The sequence below is a fragment of the Kyrpidia sp. genome (genome assembly GCF_023512215.1).
In the GTDB taxonomy this organism is placed as follows: Bacteria; Bacillota; Bacilli; order Kyrpidiales; family Kyrpidiaceae; genus Kyrpidia; species Kyrpidia spormannii.
Map to the genome: position 1 here is coordinate 17,174 of NZ_JAILZZ010000027.1, position 21,422 is coordinate 38,595.

Sequence of the window (21,422 nt, forward strand, 5' to 3'; positions counted from 1 at the left end):
ATGATCGCCTTCTTCGATTGGGTCAACCAAGCCCTAACCGCCGGAACGGTGCTCAAAATGATCGTCGGCGGCGTGATCGTCCTGCTGTTTTGTCTGCTGGTGGTGGCCTACATGATCTATTTCGAACGGAAGGTCATCGGGTGGATGCAGCTGCGGATCGGGCCGAACCGGGTGGGGCCCCTGGGGCTCTTTCAGTCCTTTGCCGACATCCTGAAGCTTTTGATCAAAGAGGACATCGTGCCGAGAGAGGCGGACAAACCGCTTTTTCTCATCGCGCCGATCATCGCCTTTATCCCGAGCTTTGTGGTCGTGGCCGCCATTCCCTGGTCGGCGAGCCATGTGTTTACCGCGGATCTCGCCGTGGCGCTGCTCTATTATCTCGCTCTGTCGTCCATCACCATCGTCGGCATTATGCTGGGCGGTTGGGCGTCCAACAACAAGTACTCTCTTCTCGGTGGAATGCGCTCTGCCGCCCAGATGATCAGCTATGAGATCCCCCTGGGGATGTCTCTGCTGGGGGTCATCCTTTTGGCCGGATCTCTCAACATCGCCGATATCGTTACAGCCCAGCAGCGGTTCATGTGGTACATCGTGCCGCAGTTCCTGGGCTTCTGCGTGTTTATTGTCGCGGCCACGGCGGAGCTCAACCGAACGCCCTTCGATCTGCCGGAGGCGGAATCCGAACTTGTGGCGGGGTATCATACCGAATACTCCGGGTTTCGGTTCGCCTTTTACATGCTCGCGGAGTATATGTATGTGTTCGCCATCTCCACCCTCGGGGCCACTTTGTTCCTCGGCGGCTGGTCGGGTCCAATTCTCCCCGGGTGGCTGTGGTTCGCCATCAAAGTGATGGCCTTCGTCTTTTTCTTCTTCTGGCTTCGGGCGACCATGCCCCGGATCCGGGTCGACCAGTTGATGAGCTTCAGTTGGAAGTTTCTCTTGCCCCTGGCGCTCGTCAACATCGTTTTGACCAGCGTCATTAAATATTGGGTGAACGCGGGGTGAGATCATGTTCGGCTTTCTCAAGGGCTTGGCGGTTACCATCAGCCAACTGCCAAAAAAGAAGGTGACCCTGCAGTATCCCGACGTCCGGCCCCAGTGGCCCGAACGCTTCCGGGGGATTCACCAGCTCAGCGTCGAGCGGTGTATCGTCTGTGGGCAGTGCGCCCGCATCTGCCCGACGAGCTGCATCTCGTTGTCCGGGACCCGGGGCGAAGATCGGAAACTGCACCTGGACACTTTCGATATCAGCTTCGAAATCTGTATTCTCTGCGACCTGTGTACCGAGGTGTGTCCCACCGAGGCGATCAAGATGACCGACGAGTTCGAGCTGGCCGCCTACAGCCGGGATCAGTTGTACAAGAATATGGAATGGCTGCATGAGAACTATCTCCGCCACGACGGGGCGAAAGAGCTTCAGGAAGCCGAGCGCCCTGCCGCCCTGGTCGGGAAAGCGGGTGAGGGCCGTGACTAACTGGTTTGGCGGGCTCGCCTGGACCGGGCAGACGGTGGCCTTTTTCGTGCTTGCCGTCGTCGTCGTGTTGGCGGCGGTGATGCTGCTGCAATTCCGCAAGGTCATGTACATGGCCTTGTCCATTGGCCTCGTATTCCTGGGCATGGCGGGCATGTACGTCCTGCTCGGGGCGGATTTTCTCGCTTTTGCCCAAATCCTGATTTACGCCGGGGCCATCACGATCTTGATGCTCTTTGCCATCATGTTGACCCGGCACGATGAAGTGGAGGAAGAGGAACGGGCTGGCCTGCGGCAATGGTTGGCGGGTTTGGGGGCGGTGGCCTTGGGTGCCGCGATGCTTTGGGCGATCCGCACCACGACCTGGCCGGCAGCCCCGGCCCAGCCCCCGTGGCCGGCCCGAAACAGCGTCACCGCCTTGGCGGAGACGCTTTTCACCAGCTACGTGGTGCCTTTTGAACTGGTGTCGGTGCTGCTCACCGTGGCCCTTGTGGGCGCGGTGATCCTGGCGAGAAAGGGGGACTAGCGGATGGCGCCGATCGGATCCTTTCTGGCTTTGGCGGCGATTCTGTTTTGTATCGGGCTGTACGGGGCGCTGACCAAGCGCAACATCATCATCGTCCTGTTGTCCATCGAGCTGATGCTCAACGCCGCCAACCTGAACCTGATCGCCTTTTCCCGCCTCGGGGCCAGTGCCAATGTGGCCGGGCAGGTGTTCGGTCTGTTCAGCATGACCGTAGCAGCGGCGGAAGTGGCCGTGGGCTTGGCCATCTTGATCGCCCTGTACCGCAACCGCAACAGCAGCGACGTGCGGGACATGAACCTGATGAAATGGTGACTCCATCCATTAATAGGGAGCTGCCGATAACACCGACGGGAAAAGGGTGATGGTATGATCGCGCATGCCTGGCTCGTGCCCGCTGTCCCCTTGATCGGGTACCTTCTGCTTCTCGCCATGGGGCGCCGGGTGCACGAGGGGGTCGCTGCGAGTATCGGCGTGGTGGCCACCCTGATCTCCCTGGTCCTTTCGCTGATGATTTTTGGCGACGTGGCCCGGGGAGGTGGACAACCGCCGTACCTCTGGAACTGGCTGACCTTCGGACCGGGGCCGGCCCATACCTGGCACGTGGGGTTCGAGGTCAACCCGCTGAACGCTTTGATGCTCGTGGTCGTCAGCTTTGTCAGCACCCTGGTCCTGCTGTTCTCCAGGGGATATATGCACGGCGATCCCCGGTTCGGGGTGTTTTATCAGTACCTGTTGCTCTTTGTCTTCTCGATGCTCGGCCTGGTGATCTCACCGAATTTCCTTCAGCTGTACGTGTTTTGGGAGCTGGTCGGGCTGTGCTCGTATCTGCTGGTGGGCTTCTGGTACTACAAGCCGGAGGCCGCGGCGGCGGCGAAAAAATCTTTTGTCGTCACCCGTCTCGGCGATGTCGGGCTCCTGGCGGGGATCATCCTGCTGTATCTGGCTACGGGATCCTTTGATTACGAAGACATTGCCCGAGCCGTCCAGTCCGGGAATCTCCAGGTCGGCTGGATCAGCGCCCAGGGCATGGCGACCTTGGGAGCCTTATTGATTTTCTTCGGAGCCGTGGGAAAATCCGCCCAGTTCCCCCTCCACGTCTGGCTGCCGGACGCCATGGAAGGCCCCACCCCGGTGTCGGCCCTCATTCACGCGGCGACCATGGTGGCGGCCGGGGTGTACCTGGTGGCCCGGGCGTTTCCCTTGTTCGCCTTTTCACCGGCTGCTTTGCACGTGGTGGCGTATATCGGGGGGATCACCGCAATTCTCGGGGCGGCCATCGGCCTGACCCAGCGGGACATCAAGCGGGTCATCGCTTATTCCACCATCAGCCAGCTGGGGTACATGATGATGGGGCTGGGGGTGGCGGCCTATACCGCCGGCGTTTTCCACCTTTTCACTCACGCCTTTTTCAAGGCGCTCTTGTTCCTGGCGGCGGGAAGTGTCATCCACGCCGTGGACACCCAAGATCTCGACAAGATGGGCGGGCTCTGGCGGCGGATGCCGATGACGGCCTGGACCTTCCTGTTCGGTGCCTTGGCTTTGTCCGGCATACCTCCCTTCGCGGGGTTCTGGTCCAAGGATGACATCCTGGCCGCGACCCTGGCGGCGGGACAGCCGGTGCTCTACGTCCTTGGCACCGTGGCGGCGTTTTTTACTGCCTTCTACATCTTCCGGGTGTTCTTCCTGACCTTCACCGGCCGCTACCGGGGCGAGCGGATTCCCCGGGAGAGCGGGTGGGTTATGACGCTGCCTTTGATGATTCTCGCCCTGATGGCCCTGGGGGCCGGGGTGGTTGGCGCGCCTTTTGCGGGTTTTCCTTTGGAGCGATTCCTCGGGGAACCGACTGGGGCCATGGCGGTGTCGGCGGGTCCGGGGGTTATGGCTTTATCCACGGTGGTGGGCCTGCTGGGAATCGGTTTGGCCTGGCTGATGTACGGAAAGAAGTCGGTTTCCGCCAAAGCATGGAGCCGGGCGTTGTCCCCCCTTTACAACCTGTCTTTTCACAAATTCTATTTTGACGAGTTGTATCAGGTGGTGATTGTCCGCCCGGTTTTTGGCCTTGGCCGGGTGTTCGACTGGGTGGACCGGTGGATCATCGACGGGATCGTCACCGTGATCGGGGGCGGCACTAAGGCGGCCTCATCAGGCCTGCGTCGAATCCAGACCGGTCAAGTTCAGACCTATGGGCTGATTACCCTGCTCGGGATCGTCGCTCTCATCGCCGTGTCTTGGTCGTTGTTGTGGGGGGTGCATTCCTGATGCATGCGGCCGTGTTGTGGATCGTTCTCATCCCGCTGGCAGCCGGTCTCACCAGTTGGCTCGCTCCGAAAAACAATTCGTCCATACCCCGGGCTGCGGCGCTCCTGGGAAGTCTCATCTCAGCCGCGCTGGTTGGGGTGGTCTATCTGGGGTATGATCCGGCGGCGGGAGGCGTGCAGTTTGCCTTCACTAAAACCTGGTTCACCATCGGCGATGCTCTGGCGGACATGCCGGTACAGGTGACTTTGGGCTTTGGAGCGGACGGGCTCTCCCTGCCCCTTCTCGCCCTCACCGGGGTGGTCGGATTTGCTGCGGCGTGGGCCTCCAAAGGTGTCCGCACCCGGGCCAACGAGTATTACGGTTGGCTCATGATCCTCCTGGCCGCCTTGTACGGGGTGTTCGCCGCCACGGATCTGTTCCTGCTCTTTTTCTTCCTGGAACTCACCCTGGTGCCGATGTACTTTTTGATCGGGATCTGGGGTGGGGAGGAGCGGAAAAAGGCGGCGACGAAATTTCTGATATACCGGGGGATGTCCAGTATCGGCCTGGTGGTGGCGTTTTTTGGGATTGCCTACCTGTCCGGGAAAGTTGGCGGAGGCATGACCTTTGACATCACCTCCCTCACCCAGCAGCTTCACAGCGGCGGAGCGGCGGCCGGGCTGGCGCCGGTGGCCGGAGCGTTGTTCTTGTTGCTGTTTGCCGCTATCCTGGTGGAAGAGGCCTTGGTGCCTTTTCACACGTGGCTCCCCTTTGTACACAGTCAAGCTCCGGCGGCGGTCAATATGCTGCTCGGCGGCGTGGTGGTGAAGACCGGCGCGTACTTATTTCTCCGGGTGGCCGGGGGGATGATGCCCGCCATGGTGGCCCGGTACGCCCTGCTGGTGGCGGTGATCGGCGTCATCAACATTCTGTGGGCCGGACTCATCGCCTTTGTCCAAGGGGACTGGCGGCGGCTCCTGGCTTATACGACCATCAGCCACATGGGCGTCTTTCTTTTGGCCGCAGCTTCCATGACGCCAGCGGGCCTCCAGGGGGCTTTGTTTGTGGCGGTCTCCTCCGGGTTGCTCACGGCACTGCTTTTCGCCGGGGTCGGCATTATCGGAGAGCGGGCGGGCACCGTGGAGATGGCGGCCCTGGGCGGGCTGTCCAAGCCCATGCCTTACGTCTCCGGGCTGTTGTTGACGGGGGCGCTCGGCTCCCTGGGGCTGCCGGGAATGGGCCAGTTCGTGGGAGAGATTCTCTCTTTTAGCGGATCCTTTTCGGTGTTCCCGCGACTTTCCGCTTTCGGCATCATCGGGATCCTCCTGGCGGCGGTGTACCTGTTGTGGGCCATTCAGCGCACCACCTTCGGTCCGACCCCCGCGACCAAGGAAGGCCTTCGGGACGGGACGCCGGGTGAAGTGCTCCCAATGGTTCTGCTGCTGATCGCCGTTATCGGCGTCGGCGTATTCCCCGCGGTGATCGGCCAGACCGCAGGTGGCACTTTGGCTGCCCTGGCTGCGGGAATCGGGGGGTGATGGGGGATGTCGACGATACTGCAAGGGTTAACTTGGAGTCAAGTCTGGTGGGTCATGGGGCCGGAGATCGTGCTGATCGCCGGAGGGTTCGTTCTTATGCTCCTTGATGCGATTTTGCCGCCCGGTGTGAAGAGGGCGACTGTCGCCAACGGTCTCGGGGTCGTCGCTCTGGCCTGGGCGGGTGTGCTCGTCCTTCGCCGCTTTGGCCAAACGGCGTCCTTGGGGCCCGGGAGCTATGTGCTCGACGATTACGCCCTCGTCTTCAAGCTGTTGTTTATCGGCATCACGTTTTTGATTCTGCTCCTGTCCGTGGATGAGCACGGCCAGATTGACGTGGCCCGGGGAGAATATACGTACCTGTTGCTCTTCGCGACGGTGGGAGCCATGGTCATGGCTTCGTCGGTGGATTTGGTCACCCTCTTCGTGGGGTTAGAGATTCTTTCGGTTTCTTCCTATATATTGGTGGGCGTCCGGAAGACCTCGAAATCGGCCGAAGGAGCGATGAAATACCTGGTCCTCGGGGCTATTGCCACTGCCTGTGTGCTTTTCGGTATGTCTTACATCTACGGCGTCACCGGCACCACGAACCTCGCCGAAGCGGGGTACGCCCTGTACCTGGCCTGGGACAGCTACCGGGCCATTGTGGTGATCGGGATGCTTTTGATGCTGGTGGGATTCTCGGTCAAAATCTCAGTGGTGCCTTTCCACATGTGGGCGCCGGATGTATACGAAGGGGCCCCGACGCCGATCACCGCCTTCCTGGCCGCAGCATCGAAGGCGGCGGGCTTTGCCATGCTGATCCGGGTGTTTCTCTACGGGTTTGCCAGCCATTTTCCAGAATGGGGCGGGCTGTGGATCGGCATCGCGGCGGTTACCATGGTGGTGGGGAATCTTCTCGCCATCGTCCAGCGCAACGTCAAGCGGATGCTCGCTTATTCAAGCATTGGGCAAGCCGGGTACCTGCTGGTTCCCTTCGCCGCATTGACGGGGGCCTATCACGGCGGCAATTTGCTCCAGGGCGTATCGGCGCTCTACTTTTATCTCGCCGCCTACGCCCTGATGACGGCGGGCGCTTTTGCGGTCCTCACCGTCGTGGCGCACCACGCCCGGTCGGAGGATGTGGACGCCTTTACCGGGCTCTTTCGCCGGTCCCCGCTTTTGGCCGGGGCGATGACCGTTTTTCTCACGGCCATGGCCGGGATGCCCTTGACGTCGGGATTCACGGGCAAATTTTTCATCGCTCTCGGGGCGATCAACACCGGGTACTACTGGCTGGCGGGGCTGATGTTTCTCACCAGCGTGATGGCCTTCGCTTACTATTTTGGCTTAATCAGGCGCATGTATCTTCAAGAACCCTACGGGCCGCCCGAGCTGTGGGGGACGCCGGCCACCGTCGCCTTGGTGGTGGCTATCGCCCTGGTCGGGACCATCGGTCTTGGGGTGGCACCGGGGGTGATGATGCACAGCCTGCCGAGTTTGAATTGGTTTGGGCAATAGGGGGGATGGAGGGTGGAACCAAGCACCGCAGAACAGTCGTTGGCTAGGCAGCCGGTGTGGAAGGCCTTGTGGATCGTATCCCTGGGCCACTTCCTGAACGACACCATGACCACCCTGGTCCCTTCATTGCTGCCGTTATTTCAAAGCCACCTCGGACTGAGTTATATCGAGCTGGGCGTGCTCGTCCTTGTCGCCAACGTGACGTCCTCGATGGTGCAACCGATCATTGGCGCCTGGACGGATCGGCACCCCAAGGCATGGCTGCTCCCCGCCGGGGAGTTCGTCGTGGGTGCCGGTGCGGCGGCCATGGGGTTCGCGCCGAGTTACGGATGGTTGTTGGTTCTGGTGGCGCTGCTCGGCGCGGGCTCGGCCGCGTTTCACCCCGAGGCCAGCCGGGCGGCCCACCTGGCGGCCGGGGTTCAGAAGGGCACTGCCCAGTCAATTTTCCAGGTGGGGGGCAATGCCGGGCAGGCCATCGCCCCTCTGGTCGTGAGTCTCTTGTTTGTCCACACCGGCCTTCATGGCAGCGTTTGGCTGCTGGTGCCGGCGATGCTCGCCGCCGGGGCGCTGGCGACCATCGTGCCTTGGTACGGGGCCAAGGCCAAGGTCAAAGCCCCCCGGGTGGTGCGCACCGCGGGCGGGACGGGTGCGGCCTGGGCGGTCGTTCTTCTGCTCGTGGTCGTGACCTTTCGATCGTGGATGCAGGCCGGGCTGTCCGGTTTTCTGCCCTTGTACTACGTGAACGTCCGGGGTCTGTCCACCTCCGTGGCGGAGGTCTACACCGCCCTGTTCCTTCTGGCCGGGGCGTTGGGGACTTTTATCGGCGGCCCCCTGTCGGACCGCATCGGGAAGCGCCGGTTGATCCTCATCTCCATGGCCGGGGCCATTCCCTTTTCCCTGGTTCTGCCCTATGCCCACGGCATATGGGCGGCGGTGGACGTCGTGCTCCTGGGCTTTATCGTCCTGTCCACCTTCGCGGTCACCGTCGTCTTTGGCCAGGAGCTCATGCCTGGGCGCATCGGCCTCGTGTCCGGGCTGATGATCGGTTTGGCGGTGGGCATGGGGGGCGTCGGCGCCTCCTTGGCGGGGTATGTGGCCGACCGGTTTGGCATCACCACGGCCATCGAGATCCTCGCGGTTCTGCCCCTGCTGGCCGCAGTGCTCGCCTGGTGGCTACCTGAAGACCGGCCCCTCTCGCCCCGGGGCCGACCGGCGACAAAACCCCACCACTAGAGAAAAATGGCGAGAGCCCCGGACTGAGGTCCGGAGCTCCCGCGTCCCATCGCTGCCACTTTTCAGTAGGCGACAGCCTGCGCCGCAGCACCGCCCCCCGCGGCGCCGTAGCCGTGGGGCACAATCAGGAAGAACAGGACAAAAATGATCAGGAACACGACGGCCCAGCGGGTGGCAGGACCAAAGACACCGTACATTGCGCTTCCTCCTCGTTCCTTCAGTTTTTGGGGAGTACCCGTATATAATCAATGCTCCTTTGCTGGCTGACGTAAGGGACACCTGGCCGGAGGACAGAAAATGGGCCGATTCCACCGCCCACGAGAGGGGGAGTGCCGGTATGCCCTTGGATCTTTTGCCTTCGCCCGGAGCCTCGGGCGCCCTGGCCGTATTGCTTCTTCTTTTTGCCCTGGTCATCGCCTGGTATGCTTTAGGCCAGGTGAAATGGGGGATTTTCCTGAAAGACGGCGGCAGTCCCCAGGCAAAGGTGCTGCGGTTGCTTCTCGCCATCGCCCTGGCCTGGACACTCGTCCAATTCATCAGTGCCTATATGTTCGCCTGGCGTATGCTGAAAAATCTGTTTACCGGTTGACTGGAGCGGCTCTTTCTTCAGGCCGATTGGCTATAAAATCCCCGCCTCCCGTCCACACTGTGGATAAGGGAGGGGAAGCCATTATGCGAAAAATCGGTTTTCTGGGTTTGGCGGTTTGTGCGGTGATGGCGTGGATTTCCTTGTATACCGGCCAGTTCACCATGGCGCAGTCGGTGGCTCCCACGGCGTTCTTGGAGAAAGCGTTTGCGGCCACCGGCGCCCGGGTGGAAGGATACGGGGTTCATCATTGGTCCATCCTGAATCATGAACTGATGTCCACCGATCAATTGAAACGAATGGCGGCAAAACTCAATACCACCTTGCAACTTCGCGACACCCGGGAGTGGGTTTACGACCAAGGCGATCAGCGGGTCTTCCAGCTCCAGGGCTGGTGGCCGGGCGGCACCTCGGGCGTGCTGGTCCTCACGTCCCTCAAAACGGACTCCCAGCCGGACACGACCCTGGTGCTCCGGGTTGAGCATACCGGACCGGGCACCGACGGCCTGGCGGCGGCCTACGACCGGGTCAAACAGACGGTTGAATCCGCCGGCCAGATGCCTCGAATTGACTCTTGTCTATACGGAAGCCTCAGTGTTAGAATGAGCGAGACAGAGCGCCAAAACCGGATTGCTCAGGCGTTGGCTTCGGTCCGGGCCAAGGAGGTCGAAGCCCTGCGCTCGCCTCAGGTGACCAGCGTCTCTGCCTATTCCCCCCAAACGAAAGACTACATACTGACGGGCAGCAAAAAGATGAATTTGCAGATCGCTGTACACGATGACGCGTACGAGAACAAGACCCGGGTAGTGGTGGGGACTCCGATCGTCACCGTGGAGTATTAGGACGGAGGTAACAACCATTGGCGACCATTCTCGTGCAAGGCGGTCGACCCCTCAAGGGGACGGTCCGGGTAAGCGGGGCGAAAAACGCCTCCCTTCCCATTCTGGCGGCGTCGCTGTTGGCCGTGGAGGGCCGGTGCGTGGTTGAAGATGTACCGTTCCTCCGGGACGTCGATTGCATGTGTGACATGATCCAGGCGCTTGGGGTCGATGTCCAGCGCGAGCCTGGAGGCGTGGTCCGGCTCAATGCCGAGGAGGTTTCCCACACGGAAGCTCCTTACGAGTTGGTTCGCCGGATGCGCGCCTCCTTTGTTGTGATGGGTCCGCTCCTCGCCCGATTTGGACATGCCCGGGTGGCCCTGCCCGGCGGGTGCGCCATCGGGGCCAGGCCGGTGGATCAGCATATCAAGGGATTCGAAGCCCTGGGCGCCGAAGTCACCGTGGAGCACGGTTATGTCGAGGCCCGGGCTCCCCGGGGTCGCCTGCGGGGCAATCGGGTGTATCTCGACATCCCAAGTGTTGGAGCGACCCAAAACATCATGATGGCGGCCGCCCTGGCAGACGGGCTGACGATCATCGAGAATGCGGCCAAAGAACCGGAGATTGTTGATCTGGCCAATTTTATCAACAAAATGGGCGGCCGGGTCCGGGGGGCCGGCACGGACGTCATTCGGGTGGAGGGCGTGGATCGGTTGCGGGGGGTGGAGCACACGGTCATCCCCGATCGAATCGAAGCCGGCACCTTTTTGTTGGCCGGTGCCATTACCGGCGGGGAGATCTATGTCGAGGGCGCCATCAGCACGCACTTGAAGCCCTTGCTGGCGAAGCTCAAAGAAACCGGGGTTCACGTCGAGGATGATGTGAACGGGATTTTTGTGGCGGGGGGCCCCGGACAGCGTGCCCTGGACATCAAAACGCATTATTATCCCGGTTTCCCGACAGACATGCAGGCGCAGATCATGGCGCTGCTCACGATCATTCCCGGGACCAGCATGGTCACGGAAACGGTGTTTGAGAACCGCTTCATGCACGTGGCCGAACTCCAGCGCATGGGGGCGGACATCCGGGTGGAAGGGCGGACTGCGGTGATCGAAGGGGTGCCAAAACTCACCGGCGCACGGGTGAATTCGACAGACCTGCGGGCGGGTGCCGCCCTGCTGTTAGCAGGCCTGGCTGCTGAAGGGGAAACAGAAGTGCACGGCGTCCACCACATCGACCGAGGATACGTAGATATCGTCGGGAAACTCCACGCCCTCAGGGCGACGATCAAGCGGGTGGAGTGACGGCGCTGGAAGAGCCGGGGGCACCGGCATCATCACCGGTATCACCCGGGGCCCAGAGCTCCTTTCTCCGCGCCCGTCCGGCCGGTGGGGCGCGGATGCCCTGCGCCCGCGGTCACCCAGGTGCCTGTATCCGGCCCGGGATGGACAAAGCCGATATCAACGACCCCAGGGGCAACGTCCCGGCCCAGGCCGTCCACCAGCACCTCGGTGCGGCCAAGGGGCCGGGAAGACCACCAGAGCCTGGCGTGGCCCCACGCCTTTCGCAACCCCACCCACTGTTCACCGGGTCCCCACCACCCGGCCAGATCTTCCGCTCCGAAAAGCGGATGGCTCAGTTGAATGGCCCGGCCGTCCGGGCGAACGGCCCACAAGGAGGCCGGCCTCCATCGCTCCTGGATCCACGGATGGGCAAAAGCGCGAACCACCAACCACCCCTGAGCCTGGGGATCCGACGACGCCCGGCGGTCCGTTGCCGTTTCCGGCGTCAGGATGACGGGTCGGTCCACCGACGAAACCGCTCCTTCAGGCAGCTTCCAAACCAGGAATTCCCCCCCAAAGGCTTCAGAACGGCTCTCTGTTCGATGCCCGGATTCTCGACGACGATCCGTCAAAAAACCGATCCACAGGCGTCGATCCTGTATGGTCCAACCCGCGAATTCGAGGGGGGAGCCCAGTCGCGCCTGCCAGACCACAAGGGGAATCGCGGATCGGCCGGTAAAGCTGATGAGGCCCCGGTGGAGAGCCCGGCGGGAATCCGGGGCATCCCGCACCACCAAAGCCACCGCTTCACCACCCGGGGACGGATAGATCCCCTCCACCCCCCAGACCGGCCACCCGGACCGGCCGGGTGCCTGGGATCCTTGAGCCGCAGAAGGCGTTTGATCGTTGTACACGCGAACCCCTTCCGCTCTCTTCGGCTCATGCAGTTTATGCCGCACAGCCGTGGATTCCTGGTGATCCTCGACCATTCGCAATGGCAGTTCTCCCCATACCTTGGGTGTTCCTCCCCGCCACTTCACTTCCAGGATGCGAACCGCCTGTCGCCTGACCGGCGTTCCTGTGGGTCCCGCGGCCTCGCCGAGGGCCGGAGAGGGCGAGATGCCATTCGTTGTTGCTGCCGACGCCTCATGCCCGCCTTTTCCCGGGGAGTCTCCCGGTTTTTGCTCGGCGTCCCGGGTGCCCGCATCGGGGCCGGGCCGCCCGGGTGAGCTTTCAGGCTTCCGGGGAGCGATGGGGGTTGTGGGCTTCGGCGGGGCCGGGACGGACCAAGCCGGGGTGGCCACGTAGAGCCGGTTGCCATCGGAGCTCCAAGCAAACCGTTCCGCTTCCGGGGCGGCCAGGCTCCAATCGCTGGGGCCTTCCGGACCGCAGGGGATCACCCACAAAGCCCCGGAACGAATGTAGCCAAGCCGTCCGCCCGTAGGCGACCAGGCCATATCGGGACTCACTCGATCCTTGGCCAGGAGCCATCCTTTCCTGCCGTCCGGGGTGGTCAGCCACAGGGAGCCCTCGGATCTGTGAACGGCGAGAAACCGGCCGTCGGGTGAAAAAATCGCCCGGTCTGCCCCTTCAGTTTTGGGAACTGGCGCGAACCGACCTTCCGCCTGCAGCACCCAGACGGCCCCTTCCCGGATGACCGACACCAACGGCCTCTGGGGCTTTTGTGCCTCGACACGTCCCACCGCTTCGGCATCTGGGGACAAAGCCGGGAACACCCCTCCGACGAGGCACAAGAAAAGCACCCATCCCGCCCAGTGGCCCCTTGACCGACGCGGGGAGGGGGCGGGAGAGAACGGGTGCCGACAGACAGCGTTCCACTGGAGCGACATAGGCGAACACTCCCACTGATGACAGTTAGCGCTAGTGTTCACCTGGTCCGGGATTTTTATGAACTCGGTGAGCCGGCCCCCTCCTGGGACGGGGCCGATTCTGCCGCAACGGCCGTCCCCGCGGAAGCGAGACGCGCATCGTTGCCTTCCCCTTGGGAAAGCCTGGCCACAGTCTCCGCCGCCCGGGCGATCTGCCCCAGGGATGCGGCCAGCTCTTCGGCGGCACTGGCTTGGGATTCGGTGTACTGACTGGAGGTCTGAATGTCTGTGACCATGCGCTCCACGGCGGCGCGGATCTGGGACAGGCTGTCCTCAATCTCTTTGGAGGCGGACTGACTGCGTTGGGCCAGGCGCCGGATCTCGTCGGCGACCACGGCAAAGCCCCGGCCGGATTCTCCCGCCCGGGCCGCTTCAATGGCGGCGTTGAGCCCCAAGAGGTTCGACTGGGCCGCGACTTCGTGGATAAACGAGAGCACCCCGGAAGTCAGCTGGATCCGCTCCTGGGCCAAAGCGGCGTGCTGGCTCATGTCGTCATTGGCCGAAGCCACCTCCGCCGCGGAACGGGACAACGATTCCGCATTGGCGGACAATTGTTCGACAAGTGCAGAAAGTTCGTGCGCTTGCGTGCGCAGCTCATCCTCCCGGGTGGTCAACACATTCAACGCCACGGCCCCGACGAACTCCCCGGACTCAAACAGCGGCACGGCCACGGCGTAGTAAGAAAATCCGAACAACTCCTTGTCGATCCGGGCCGCCACCCGCTGCTGGGTCTGCACGGCTCGGTAGATCGCCGTCCCCGGATACCGTTCCAGGGGATCTCCGACCTGGATCGGAATCGGCAGATCCGGATGTGGACAAATCGCGATGAATTTTTCCCTGTCGGTCATGGTCAACATGGACGCCTGGCGTTGCAACTGTTGAATCACGGGCGCTGCCGCCATGACAGATTCCAAAATCCCCACTTCCTTCACCTCCTCCCATAACCTTCATCAGCTGAGAAGCAGAATCCTCTTCATGTGCCTGGGCGCAACCCTCAGGGCCCCACGCTCGCGGTGGTATAGTCCCGGTGCCGAATGCATAAAAACCAACATGAACCGCCTGGTGCGAATTGCCCTCTTGACCCACGGCCAACCAAGTTGCCCCGTTTGCGCCTGGACGGCAAGGGAGTGAATGTTATTGAAGCGCTTTTCTTGGACAGCCCTGCTGCCTGTGATCCTCGCCTTTCTCGTCCCGACGGCCGCCGTGATCGCCCTCCGCCCGGGGCCGGCCGCCCTCCCCGCGGCTGATCCCGGGCCGGTGATCCGCGTGTACCGGGCCGCGACCCATTCGGTGACTCCAATGCCCCTGGAAGACTATGTCGCCGGGGTCGTCGCGGCAGAAATGCCGGCGAATTTTCACATGGAGGCGCTGAAAGCCCAGGCCGTGGCCGCCCGCACAAACGCCGTCCGGATCCTGGCCCATCCCGGCCGGGCCACCGGAGGGGCGGATATTACCGACGACCATACCCGGGATCAAGCGTTTCTTTCTCCCGACGATCTTCGCCGCCGGTGGGGATCGCAGTTTACGGCCAAATTCGACCGCATCCAGCAAGCGGTGAGGGGAACGGCGGGCCAAATCCTCGTTTACGGGGGCCAGCCCATTGACGCGACCTTTTTCTCCACGAGCAACGGCTATACGGCCAGCGCCCAGGAGGTGTGGGGAAAAAACCTCCCCTATCTTCAGTCGGTCCCATCTCCCTGGGACGCCTCGGTGGCCCCGCGATTTCAGGACACGAAAACGGTGTCCATTAAAGACTTGGCGGCGGCTTTACACCTGACAGCCGTGCCCGCCACCCCAGGAGGCTCCTTGATTCAAGTCCTCGGGGAGAGCCCAACCCATCGCATCACCCAACTCCGCGTCGGGGACCGGGTGGTGAGCGGCAATGATTTTCGCACCGCCCTGGGGCTCAATTCCACATCCTTCACCTGGACGATTTCCGGCGGCGAGGTGACCTTTCGAACGACGGGCTACGGCCACGGGGTCGGCATGAGCCAGTACGGCGCCGAAGCCCTGGCGCGGCAGGGGAAAACGGCGGAGGAAATTTTACAGTACTACTATCGAGGGACCCAAGTGGTGCCTTGGTCCAAAACCTTGGTTCTGGCGGCGGCCAAAAGGCCGAACCCTTAAAAATCTCATAAATTCCTGGGCTCGCTTGGTATATTTCACCTCATCCCCGGCGAGAATGGCCTACTGAGGTGATGAAGGTGAAACAAGAAGACCCGCATTTTGAGCATTCCCGGGATACGGAACCGGGCGAGCCCGACAAGGGTCAGGAATCGGCCGCCCCGGTGGGTGGGCAGGCGGAACCCGGGGAGAGGATGGCCGCCGAGGGGACGCCGGTCGGCCCTGGGGAACGTACGTGGCGAAATATTCTGCGGACACGGTGGTTCTACCCAGCCATTTATTTGACGGCCGCCGTCCTAATCATCGCCCTCATGTACGCCAAAACTGCCCAGGTCTGGCCTTTTGCCCATGAGACGCCGGTGCCGGCGCCGAACTCCACTGCCCTTGACAACAACAATCCTCCGGCAGTTCCCGTGGGAGCGCAGCCGGGGTTCATCTGGCCGGCAGATCCTTCCGCCCAGGTCAGCGTTTCGATGAAGAATTTTGACGACACCCTCAGCAAAGACGCCCAGGCGGCGGCACTGGTGAAATTCGACAACAGCTACTATCCGCATCACGGTATTGACCTTTCGGCCCAGAACGGAAAGCCGTTCCAAGTTCTGGCCGCTGCGGCGGGGAAGGTCAGCAAGGTGGAAGATGACCCGCTGATGGGTAAAGTGGTGGAGATAGCGGCAGATAACGGGTATACGCTGTACTACGCATCCCTTGCGGATGTGTCCGTCAAACCCGGCGAATCGGTGACCCAGGGGCAACCCATCGGCACCTCGGGTCTCAACAAGTTCGAAGCGGCGGACAAGAACCACGTGCATTTGGAGATCAAGAAAGACGGTCAAGATGTGAATCCGGAAACCTTGCTTCCCAAACCCGGAACTCCGTAACCCGGAGCCGGGGAATTGCGGGGGCGGCCGCCGAGGTCGCTTCCCTTTTTTTGTGTGCGGACTTTGTCCCGGGCGAGAACCTCCCCCGGGGGGTTTGTCAACCTCCGGGAGTGGGCATGAGCCCGTCTTCCCCCCATCGCGCTTCAGATGTCGACAGCTTAGGCATAGCAACCCCCTCCCCGCATAGAATGTATCAGACATTTTGAGATGTGGGGAGGCGAAGGGCGTGCACGATTACATCCGCGAGCGCACGATCAAAATCGGCGAGTATATCGTCGAGACACGCAACACCGTGCGCACGATCGCCCGAGAATTCGGCGTATCCAAGAGTACCGTGCACAAAGATCTGACCGAGCGCCTGCCGGAGATCAACCCGGAGTTGGCCAGCCGAGTCAAAGAGATCCTGGAATATCATAAGTCGATTCGGCACCTGCGGGGCGGGGAGGCCACGAAGAATAAATACCGCAATGGCCAGAGTTCATCCCCCCAGACGATGGTGAACACGCTGTTGTGACACCGCCGGCCATGCCGGCGAAAACGGGAGTGGCAGGACGACTTGCCTTGCATCCGTCCGCCGTCGTCGCCACTTCTGTTCGCAGGTCCCGGGACAAGGCTGACGAGGCTGACAAAGGTTTCCGGCGACTCGGGATGACGATGCCCCCCACATCCTGGTCACTGAGTCGCACCGGTTTTGCGGAGCGGACTCCGGTCCGGAGTGCACGCCCGGGATCTGCCGCCAGCAACCGCGGGAAAGTTTGCGACGACAGGCAGGAATCGCACCAGCGTCGGACGCATCTTAAGGAAGCAAGGTGTTCGCAGCGAGGCGATACATACGGGACGAAAGGGGAATCGGCGGATGATTCGTGGCCTCTATATTGCGGCGTCTGGGATGATCGCCCAGCAGCGCCGGGAGGAAATCGTGGCGAATAACCTCGTCAACGCCTCCACGCCGGGGTACAAGCAGGACGAGCCCTCCCTGCGAACCTTTGGGGATTTGTTCCTGCTCCGGCTGGGAAGCCCGGCCTCCGACATCTCCCTCCCCCTCGCTCCCGGGGTCGGGCCACTCAACCTGGGGGCGACGATGGAGGACGCGCCGCCCCGGTTTACGCCGGGCCCCTTGGTGGAGACGAAGCGCAATCAAGATTTTGCCTTGATCGATCCGCCGGGGAGGCAAAGCCGGCCCGGCGGGGTGGAGGCTTTTTTTGCGGTGGAAGGCCCAAACGGACAGATCCTGCTCACCCGGGACGGCCAGTTTATCGAAGGGCCGAACGGGCAGTTGTATACCGGGGATGGATATCGGGTGCTGGCGGCGGGGCCGAACGGTCAAGTGATCCCGGGCTCCTCGGTGGCGTTGGACGCTTCGGGGGCGGTGCACACCTACGATGGGACCGGGGCGGAAGTGTTCGGAGGATTGGCGGTGGTGGACGCGCCGGTGGCCGCGCTCCAGAAACAAGGCACGGGCGTCTATGTGCTCACACCGGGCGCGGCGGGCGGGTTGGTTCCCTCGTTCGCCCAGGTGCGCCAAGGGTTCTTGGAGCAGTCGAACGTGGACCCCGGTCAGACGATGGTCCAGATGATCGACGTTGTCCGAGCCTATGAGGCGAACCAAAAGGTCATTCACACCGTGGACCAGAGCATGGACAAGCTGGTCAACCAGGTCGGGCGGGTAAACGCGTAATTTTCGCGGGACGGGTAATGGCTCCGTGCCAAAAACTGTTGAACCGGGAGAACGTAGAAGGGGGTTCGGAGGATGAGGGTGCTGTGGACCGGCGCATCGGGGATGAGCGCCGCGAGCCATTGGGTGAACGCCATGGCGAACGATGCGGCAAACATAAACACCACGGGGTACAAAAGCGAGGATCTCGCCTTCTCAGATTTATTGGCCGTTCATTACGCTCCGGGGGTTCGGATCCCCGCCCCGGACACGCCGCCGGGGCTGCCGGTGGGAAGCGGGGTTCGGGCGGCGGCCCGGGTATCCGACTGGAGCCAGGGGCCGCTGCAAGAGACGGGGCGAAAGCTGGACGTCGCCTGGGAAGGGGAAGGATTTTTCGTCGTATCTGGGCCCGAGGGCATCCGCTACACCCGGGATGGGTCTTTTCAAGTGTCGGTGGACCCCGCAGGTCAAGCCACTCTCGTGACGGCGGACGGCCATGTCGTACTGGATGAATACGGAGCGCCCATCGATTTGACCGGGGTGGATCTCTCGACCCTCGCCATTGGGCCGGACGGGCGAATCACAGGGTCTGTGGCAGGGACGCCAACGGATATTGCCGTGCTCGGTCGGGTGGTGTTCGATCACCCCCAGCGGTTGATCAAGGCTGGGAACAATCTTTACGACGCCGGCACCGAGGTCCCCCTCACCCCGGCGGACGTCCCGGATCCTTTGCGCTTTGGACGGTTGCGGCAAGGGTATCTGGAGGCCTCGAATGTGGATCTCACCGATGTGATGACCAAACTCATGGAGGCGGAGCGCTTGTACGCCCTCAGTGCCCGGGCGGTGCTCACCGCGGATCAGATGATGAGCATGGCGAACAATCTGCGGGGCTAACCGGGATACTTGGGATTTTGGGGGTGCAATTTCATTGCCGGGCCTGTCACGGGGCAGTATAATGATGTTTGGATTGTTTCGAGGAGGTCACCCCGTGAACATACCCAATGCCCTCACCATCGTCCGGTTTATGCTCATCCCGGTGTATGTAATCGTGTTTTTTTCGCCTCGGCCCTGGAATATGGAAGGCGCCTTGGTAGTGCTCATGATGGCCGGGCTGACGGATGTACTCGACGGGTATTGGGCGAGGCGGCATCGCCAGGTGACGGAGCTGGGGATCATGCTGGACCCCTTGGCGGACAAGCTGATGATGGTGGCGGTTCTCGTTTCCTTCGTGGTCGACGGCCGGGTGCAGTGGTGGATGGCCGGGCTTTTGGCCTTGCGGGAGGTTGCGATGATCGTCAGCGCCGGGGTGCTCCACCGCCGGGGCAAGAAGATCATTCCCGCGATGATTTGGGGAAAGGCGACCACCGTTTTGTACTACATCACCGTGGTGGCGGTTTTGTTCGAGTGGCCGGTGATGACGGAGCTGTTGTGGCTGACGGTGGGGTTCTCGTTTTTGACAAGCTTTATTTATTTGTCGAAGATTCGCGAAGTGAACCAATCCTCCGCATGATCCGCCGCCGGGCCGGATTATGTACCGGAGCACCGTCCCCGGAAAGGGAAGGTGCTTTTTATGTCAACGCCCGGTTCCGCGGAAGCGAGGGCGGTACGACTAGTGTGGGCCGCTGGCCCCCCCTCATGCGCTGCCGAGGCCCCCGGATGTTCGGGAATGGGTGGTTCTCCGTCTAGCCCCTGGAGGTGACACACATTGCTTCATACTGAGCAGATTCAACAAATCCTGCCGCACCGGCCGCCGTTTTTGCTGGTGGATTGCATTCTGGAGGTGGAACCCGGCGTCCGGGCGGTGGGGATCAAGAACGTCACCGTCAACGAACCGTTTTTTGTCGGGCATTTTCCCCAATACGCTGTGATGCCCGGCGTGTTGATCGTGGAAGCCCTGGCCCAAACCGGTGCTGTAGCGATCCTTTCCGCCGATGCTTATCGGGGGAAGATCGGCTTTTTTGCCGGGATCGACCGCTTCCGGTTCCGGCAGCAGGTCCGGCCCGGGGATCAGCTGCGCCTGGAGGTCCAGATGACCCGCTTGAAAGGGTCGGTGGGCAAGGGCGAAGGCCGGGCCCTGGTAGGAGACCGGGTTGTGGCCGAGGGTGAGTTGATGTTTGCAGTGGGAGATCCCCCCGCGGAATGAGCGAGGGCCGGAGGGCCGCCCAGGTGGCCGCCCGGCCCGCTGCGTGTTCAGGCCCCTTTTATCCTCTTTTTTATCTTCCCCAGTCGTGCCCCAACTTTTTCAAGGCTCGACGCAGGTGATATGTGACGCTCTGGCGGGTGACCCCTTCTTGTTTGGCCAGTGCCGACAAGGGCAGCCCGCTCAGGAGGCCGGCGAGAACCCGGCGTTCCCGGGGCGCGAGTCCCGCCAGGAGCAGCCGGATTTCCGCCTCCAGAAAGGGCTCGGCCCATCGGGGGTCCCGAAGCAGCGCAAAGATGTCGCCGGGTCCCCCATCTTCCGCTTGCCCTCCAGAGCTCGCCCGTTTTTGCGTCTCCCGAGATGTCCGCCTCACCAGGGTCCACAGCCGGTGGTGCAATTTTCGGGCGAAGAAAGCCGGGAAAGGCACTCCGCGGTCGGGATCCCATATCTGGAGCACCTCAAGGTAAATCAGGGCCGCTTCCCCTTCGGCGTCTTCCCGATCGATGTTTTGGTATTTCCTTGCGACCATGGCGGCCAGGGGCCGCAGGTGAAGCCAGAGCTCAGCCACAGCAGCCGGGCGTCCGGCCCGGGCTTCGATCAGCAGATCCGGTGGAATGGGTGGAATCATCTGTCCAGTCCTTTCCCCGGAGGCCTCCGGTGGATATTGCGCGCATCTTGAGGATAGAACGCGCAATCCCCGGGGTCAGGCTGTCAGTTTCCACAACTTGGCGGGGGAGAGGGCGTGGAATTTTTACAAGTGAAGAATGACTTTTTAAAAATGGATAATGAAGAGGCGAATCACTCTTAATAGCTAGACAAGTATTGAGTATTTCGTTATGGTTTTATTGATAATATTTCATTCAAGTAAAGGGGGTCTCATCGAACATGCAGTTTTTGGATTTGGGTCGGGAGGTCTGGGAACTCGGGGCGTTCTGGCCGGTCTACAACCAAATGGGAGATGTCACCCTTGTCCTCTGGAAGAATGGCGAATTCGACCTCCTTCCCACCTCCGCTTCCCGGCTGCTCAAGAGTCTGGCCGCCTCCCTGGCGGTGGATCTGCGACAAGTGCGCGAAATTTATGGCCGGGAGGTGGCCAGAAAGTTGCTGGTGCCCCTGGCGCTCCACGATCAATTTCTGCTGGTGCCCCTCAAGGTTCGCACCGCCGTCATCCCCGGAGATGAAGTCTATGGGTATTTTGATCTTTCCTGTATTCAAGGTCTTCAGGTATCGGCGGAAGGGGTCACGGAACTCATTGTCGCCGGGTGCATTATTTCTCTGAGGCAGAGGCTTCGCTCGGTGGAGGAACAGTTGAATCGCGCCCGGCACATCGAGTGGTTGTATCAACTGCGCATGGTGGAACGGCGGTTGCCGATTTGGCTGGGGCGGCCCCGTGGAACGGAGCATGTCCCGCCGGCGGAGCTTCGCCGGATTCACCCTTCGGGGGAATTGGAGCCGGAGAAATCCCCCGATAAGCCCAGTGGTGAAATGTCAAGGGGGTGGTCGAAGAAAATTGGGAATGGATATGGGAAATAGTTACAAATGCGAAG

The 21,422-nt window shown here is 61.8% G+C and carries 23 protein-coding genes; 19 read left to right on the top strand and 4 right to left on the bottom strand.

What is annotated here, in order from left to right:
* Genes nuoH through K6T64_RS10470 form a run of 8 tightly spaced genes read left to right on the top strand, consistent with a single transcriptional unit; the run spans position 1 to position 8,503 of the window.
* Entirely contained in the window at positions 1-1,005 is a 1,005-nt protein-coding gene (gene nuoH, locus K6T64_RS10435) for an NADH-quinone oxidoreductase subunit NuoH (protein ID WP_170086661.1), read from the top strand.
* A gap of 4 nt (positions 1,006-1,009) precedes the next feature.
* Entirely contained in the window at positions 1,010-1,474 is a 465-nt protein-coding gene (locus K6T64_RS10440) for a NuoI/complex I 23 kDa subunit family protein (RefSeq protein ID WP_100668979.1), read from the top strand.
* Positions 1,467-1,997 carry an NADH-quinone oxidoreductase subunit J gene (locus tag K6T64_RS10445; RefSeq protein ID WP_232796659.1) on the top strand — a complete coding sequence of 177 codons (531 nt, stop codon included), beginning with the start codon at positions 1,467-1,469 and terminating at the stop codon, positions 1,995-1,997. Before K6T64_RS10440 ends, K6T64_RS10445 begins: the two co-directional genes overlap by 8 nt.
* Positions 1,998-2,000: 3 nt before the next feature.
* The gene (gene nuoK, locus K6T64_RS10450; protein ID WP_013077111.1) at positions 2,001-2,309 is read left to right on the top strand and encodes an NADH-quinone oxidoreductase subunit NuoK; all 309 of its coding nucleotides are present in this window, start codon (positions 2,001-2,003) and stop codon (positions 2,307-2,309) included.
* Positions 2,310-2,363: 54 nt separating this feature from the next.
* Entirely contained in the window at positions 2,364-4,256 is a 1,893-nt protein-coding gene (nuoL, locus tag K6T64_RS10455; protein WP_288010060.1) for an NADH-quinone oxidoreductase subunit L, read from the top strand.
* Positions 4,256-5,773 carry a complex I subunit 4 family protein gene (locus K6T64_RS10460; RefSeq protein WP_288010061.1) on the top strand — a complete coding sequence of 506 codons (1,518 nt, stop codon included), beginning with the start codon at positions 4,256-4,258 and terminating at the stop codon, positions 5,771-5,773. The genes nuoL and K6T64_RS10460 overlap by 1 nt, the downstream gene beginning before the upstream one ends.
* A 6-nt stretch (positions 5,774-5,779) precedes the next feature.
* Complete coding sequence (locus K6T64_RS10465) at positions 5,780-7,270, top strand: NADH-quinone oxidoreductase subunit N (protein WP_100668975.1); 1,491 nt, start codon at positions 5,780-5,782, stop codon at positions 7,268-7,270.
* A gap of 12 nt (positions 7,271-7,282) precedes the next feature.
* On the top strand, positions 7,283-8,503 hold the full coding sequence (locus K6T64_RS10470; RefSeq protein WP_288010062.1) for an MFS transporter: 1,221 nt from the start codon (positions 7,283-7,285) through the stop codon (positions 8,501-8,503).
* A 62-nt stretch (positions 8,504-8,565) separates the two neighbouring features.
* Here K6T64_RS10470 and K6T64_RS10475 read toward each other — a convergent pair whose 3' ends face one another.
* Positions 8,566-8,700 carry a hypothetical protein gene (locus tag K6T64_RS10475; protein ID WP_269153039.1) on the bottom strand — a complete coding sequence of 45 codons (135 nt, stop codon included), beginning with the start codon at positions 8,698-8,700 and terminating at the stop codon, positions 8,566-8,568.
* A gap of 140 nt (positions 8,701-8,840) precedes the next feature.
* Between K6T64_RS10475 and K6T64_RS10480 the strand changes: the two genes are divergently transcribed.
* The 3 genes from K6T64_RS10480 (at position 8,841) to murA (ending at position 11,211) form a co-directional block, all read left to right on the top strand.
* On the top strand, positions 8,841-9,092 hold the full coding sequence (locus tag K6T64_RS10480; RefSeq protein WP_157935571.1) for a DUF1146 family protein: 252 nt from the start codon (positions 8,841-8,843) through the stop codon (positions 9,090-9,092).
* 83 nt (positions 9,093-9,175) lie between these two features.
* Entirely contained in the window at positions 9,176-9,931 is a 756-nt protein-coding gene (locus K6T64_RS10485) for a YwmB family TATA-box binding protein (protein ID WP_170086654.1), read from the top strand.
* 17 nt (positions 9,932-9,948) lie between these two features.
* The gene (gene murA, locus K6T64_RS10490; protein ID WP_170086653.1) at positions 9,949-11,211 is read left to right on the top strand and encodes a UDP-N-acetylglucosamine 1-carboxyvinyltransferase; all 1,263 of its coding nucleotides are present in this window, start codon (positions 9,949-9,951) and stop codon (positions 11,209-11,211) included.
* Positions 11,212-11,252: 41 nt separating this feature from the next.
* On the opposite strand, the gene K6T64_RS10495 is transcribed toward murA, so the two are convergent.
* Positions 11,253-12,944: a hypothetical protein gene (locus K6T64_RS10495; protein WP_288010063.1), complete on the bottom strand. Its 1,692-nt coding sequence runs from the start codon at positions 12,942-12,944 to the stop codon at positions 11,253-11,255.
* Positions 12,945-13,096: 152 nt separating this feature from the next.
* Positions 13,097-14,002, bottom strand: coding sequence for a methyl-accepting chemotaxis protein (locus tag K6T64_RS10500; RefSeq protein WP_269153038.1), 906 nt, complete (start codon positions 14,000-14,002; stop codon positions 13,097-13,099).
* Between the two features lie 214 nt (positions 14,003-14,216).
* Here K6T64_RS10500 and spoIID point away from each other — a divergent pair, with 214 nt between their 5' ends.
* From spoIID to fabZ, 7 genes are all read left to right on the top strand, one after another.
* The gene (gene spoIID / locus K6T64_RS10505; protein ID WP_288010065.1) at positions 14,217-15,206 is read left to right on the top strand and encodes a stage II sporulation protein D; all 990 of its coding nucleotides are present in this window, start codon (positions 14,217-14,219) and stop codon (positions 15,204-15,206) included.
* 77 nt (positions 15,207-15,283) lie between these two features.
* Entirely contained in the window at positions 15,284-16,081 is a 798-nt protein-coding gene (locus tag K6T64_RS10510) for a M23 family metallopeptidase (protein WP_288010066.1), read from the top strand.
* A 226-nt stretch (positions 16,082-16,307) separates the two neighbouring features.
* A complete protein-coding gene (gene spoIIID / locus K6T64_RS10515; RefSeq protein ID WP_100668965.1) occupies positions 16,308-16,595 on the top strand; it encodes a sporulation transcriptional regulator SpoIIID in 288 nt (95 codons plus the stop codon).
* Positions 16,596-16,937: 342 nt separating this feature from the next.
* Positions 16,938-17,759 (top strand): flagellar hook-basal body protein, encoded by an 822-nt coding sequence (locus tag K6T64_RS10520; protein WP_288010067.1) that lies wholly within the window; start codon positions 16,938-16,940, stop codon positions 17,757-17,759.
* Positions 17,760-17,831: 72 nt separating this feature from the next.
* On the top strand, positions 17,832-18,629 hold the full coding sequence (locus tag K6T64_RS10525) for a flagellar hook-basal body protein (RefSeq protein WP_100668963.1): 798 nt from the start codon (positions 17,832-17,834) through the stop codon (positions 18,627-18,629).
* A 94-nt stretch (positions 18,630-18,723) separates the two neighbouring features.
* Entirely contained in the window at positions 18,724-19,245 is a 522-nt protein-coding gene (gene pgsA, locus K6T64_RS10530) for a CDP-diacylglycerol--glycerol-3-phosphate 3-phosphatidyltransferase (protein ID WP_100668962.1), read from the top strand.
* Between the two features lie 195 nt (positions 19,246-19,440).
* Complete coding sequence (fabZ, locus tag K6T64_RS10535; protein ID WP_100668961.1) at positions 19,441-19,878, top strand: 3-hydroxyacyl-ACP dehydratase FabZ; 438 nt, start codon at positions 19,441-19,443, stop codon at positions 19,876-19,878.
* A 70-nt stretch (positions 19,879-19,948) separates the two neighbouring features.
* Here the strand turns inward: fabZ and K6T64_RS10540 are convergent, their stop codons facing one another.
* The gene (locus K6T64_RS10540) at positions 19,949-20,503 is read right to left on the bottom strand and encodes an RNA polymerase sigma factor (protein WP_288010071.1); all 555 of its coding nucleotides are present in this window, start codon (positions 20,501-20,503) and stop codon (positions 19,949-19,951) included.
* A 257-nt stretch (positions 20,504-20,760) separates the two neighbouring features.
* Between K6T64_RS10540 and K6T64_RS10545 the strand changes: the two genes are divergently transcribed.
* A complete protein-coding gene (locus K6T64_RS10545; RefSeq protein WP_288010072.1) occupies positions 20,761-21,408 on the top strand; it encodes a hypothetical protein in 648 nt (215 codons plus the stop codon).
* Positions 21,409-21,422 lie beyond the last annotated feature (14 nt).

What these genes read in the sequence shown, in the direction of transcription:
- nuoH (WP_170086661.1), top strand. Translation starts at nt 1, where the DNA reads ATGATCGCCTTCTTCGATTGGGTCAACCAAGCCCTAACCGCCGGAACG.
- K6T64_RS10440 (WP_100668979.1), top strand. Translation starts at nt 1,010, where the DNA reads ATGTTCGGCTTTCTCAAGGGCTTGGCGGTTACCATCAGCCAACTGCCA.
- nuoK (WP_013077111.1), top strand. Translation starts at nt 2,001, where the DNA reads ATGGCGCCGATCGGATCCTTTCTGGCTTTGGCGGCGATTCTGTTTTGT.
- nuoL (WP_288010060.1), top strand. Translation starts at nt 2,364, where the DNA reads ATGATCGCGCATGCCTGGCTCGTGCCCGCTGTCCCCTTGATCGGGTAC.
- K6T64_RS10460 (WP_288010061.1), top strand. Translation starts at nt 4,256, where the DNA reads ATGCATGCGGCCGTGTTGTGGATCGTTCTCATCCCGCTGGCAGCCGGT.
- K6T64_RS10465 (WP_100668975.1), top strand. Translation starts at nt 5,780, where the DNA reads ATGTCGACGATACTGCAAGGGTTAACTTGGAGTCAAGTCTGGTGGGTC.
- K6T64_RS10475 (WP_269153039.1), bottom strand. Translation starts at nt 8,700, where the DNA reads ATGTACGGTGTCTTTGGTCCTGCCACCCGCTGGGCCGTCGTGTTCCTG.
- K6T64_RS10480 (WP_157935571.1), top strand. Translation starts at nt 8,841, where the DNA reads ATGCCCTTGGATCTTTTGCCTTCGCCCGGAGCCTCGGGCGCCCTGGCC.
- K6T64_RS10485 (WP_170086654.1), top strand. Translation starts at nt 9,176, where the DNA reads ATGCGAAAAATCGGTTTTCTGGGTTTGGCGGTTTGTGCGGTGATGGCG.
- K6T64_RS10520 (WP_288010067.1), top strand. Translation starts at nt 16,938, where the DNA reads ATGATTCGTGGCCTCTATATTGCGGCGTCTGGGATGATCGCCCAGCAG.
- K6T64_RS10525 (WP_100668963.1), top strand. Translation starts at nt 17,832, where the DNA reads ATGAGGGTGCTGTGGACCGGCGCATCGGGGATGAGCGCCGCGAGCCAT.
- K6T64_RS10540 (WP_288010071.1), bottom strand. Translation starts at nt 20,503, where the DNA reads ATGATTCCACCCATTCCACCGGATCTGCTGATCGAAGCCCGGGCCGGA.
- K6T64_RS10545 (WP_288010072.1), top strand. Translation starts at nt 20,761, where the DNA reads ATGCAGTTTTTGGATTTGGGTCGGGAGGTCTGGGAACTCGGGGCGTTC.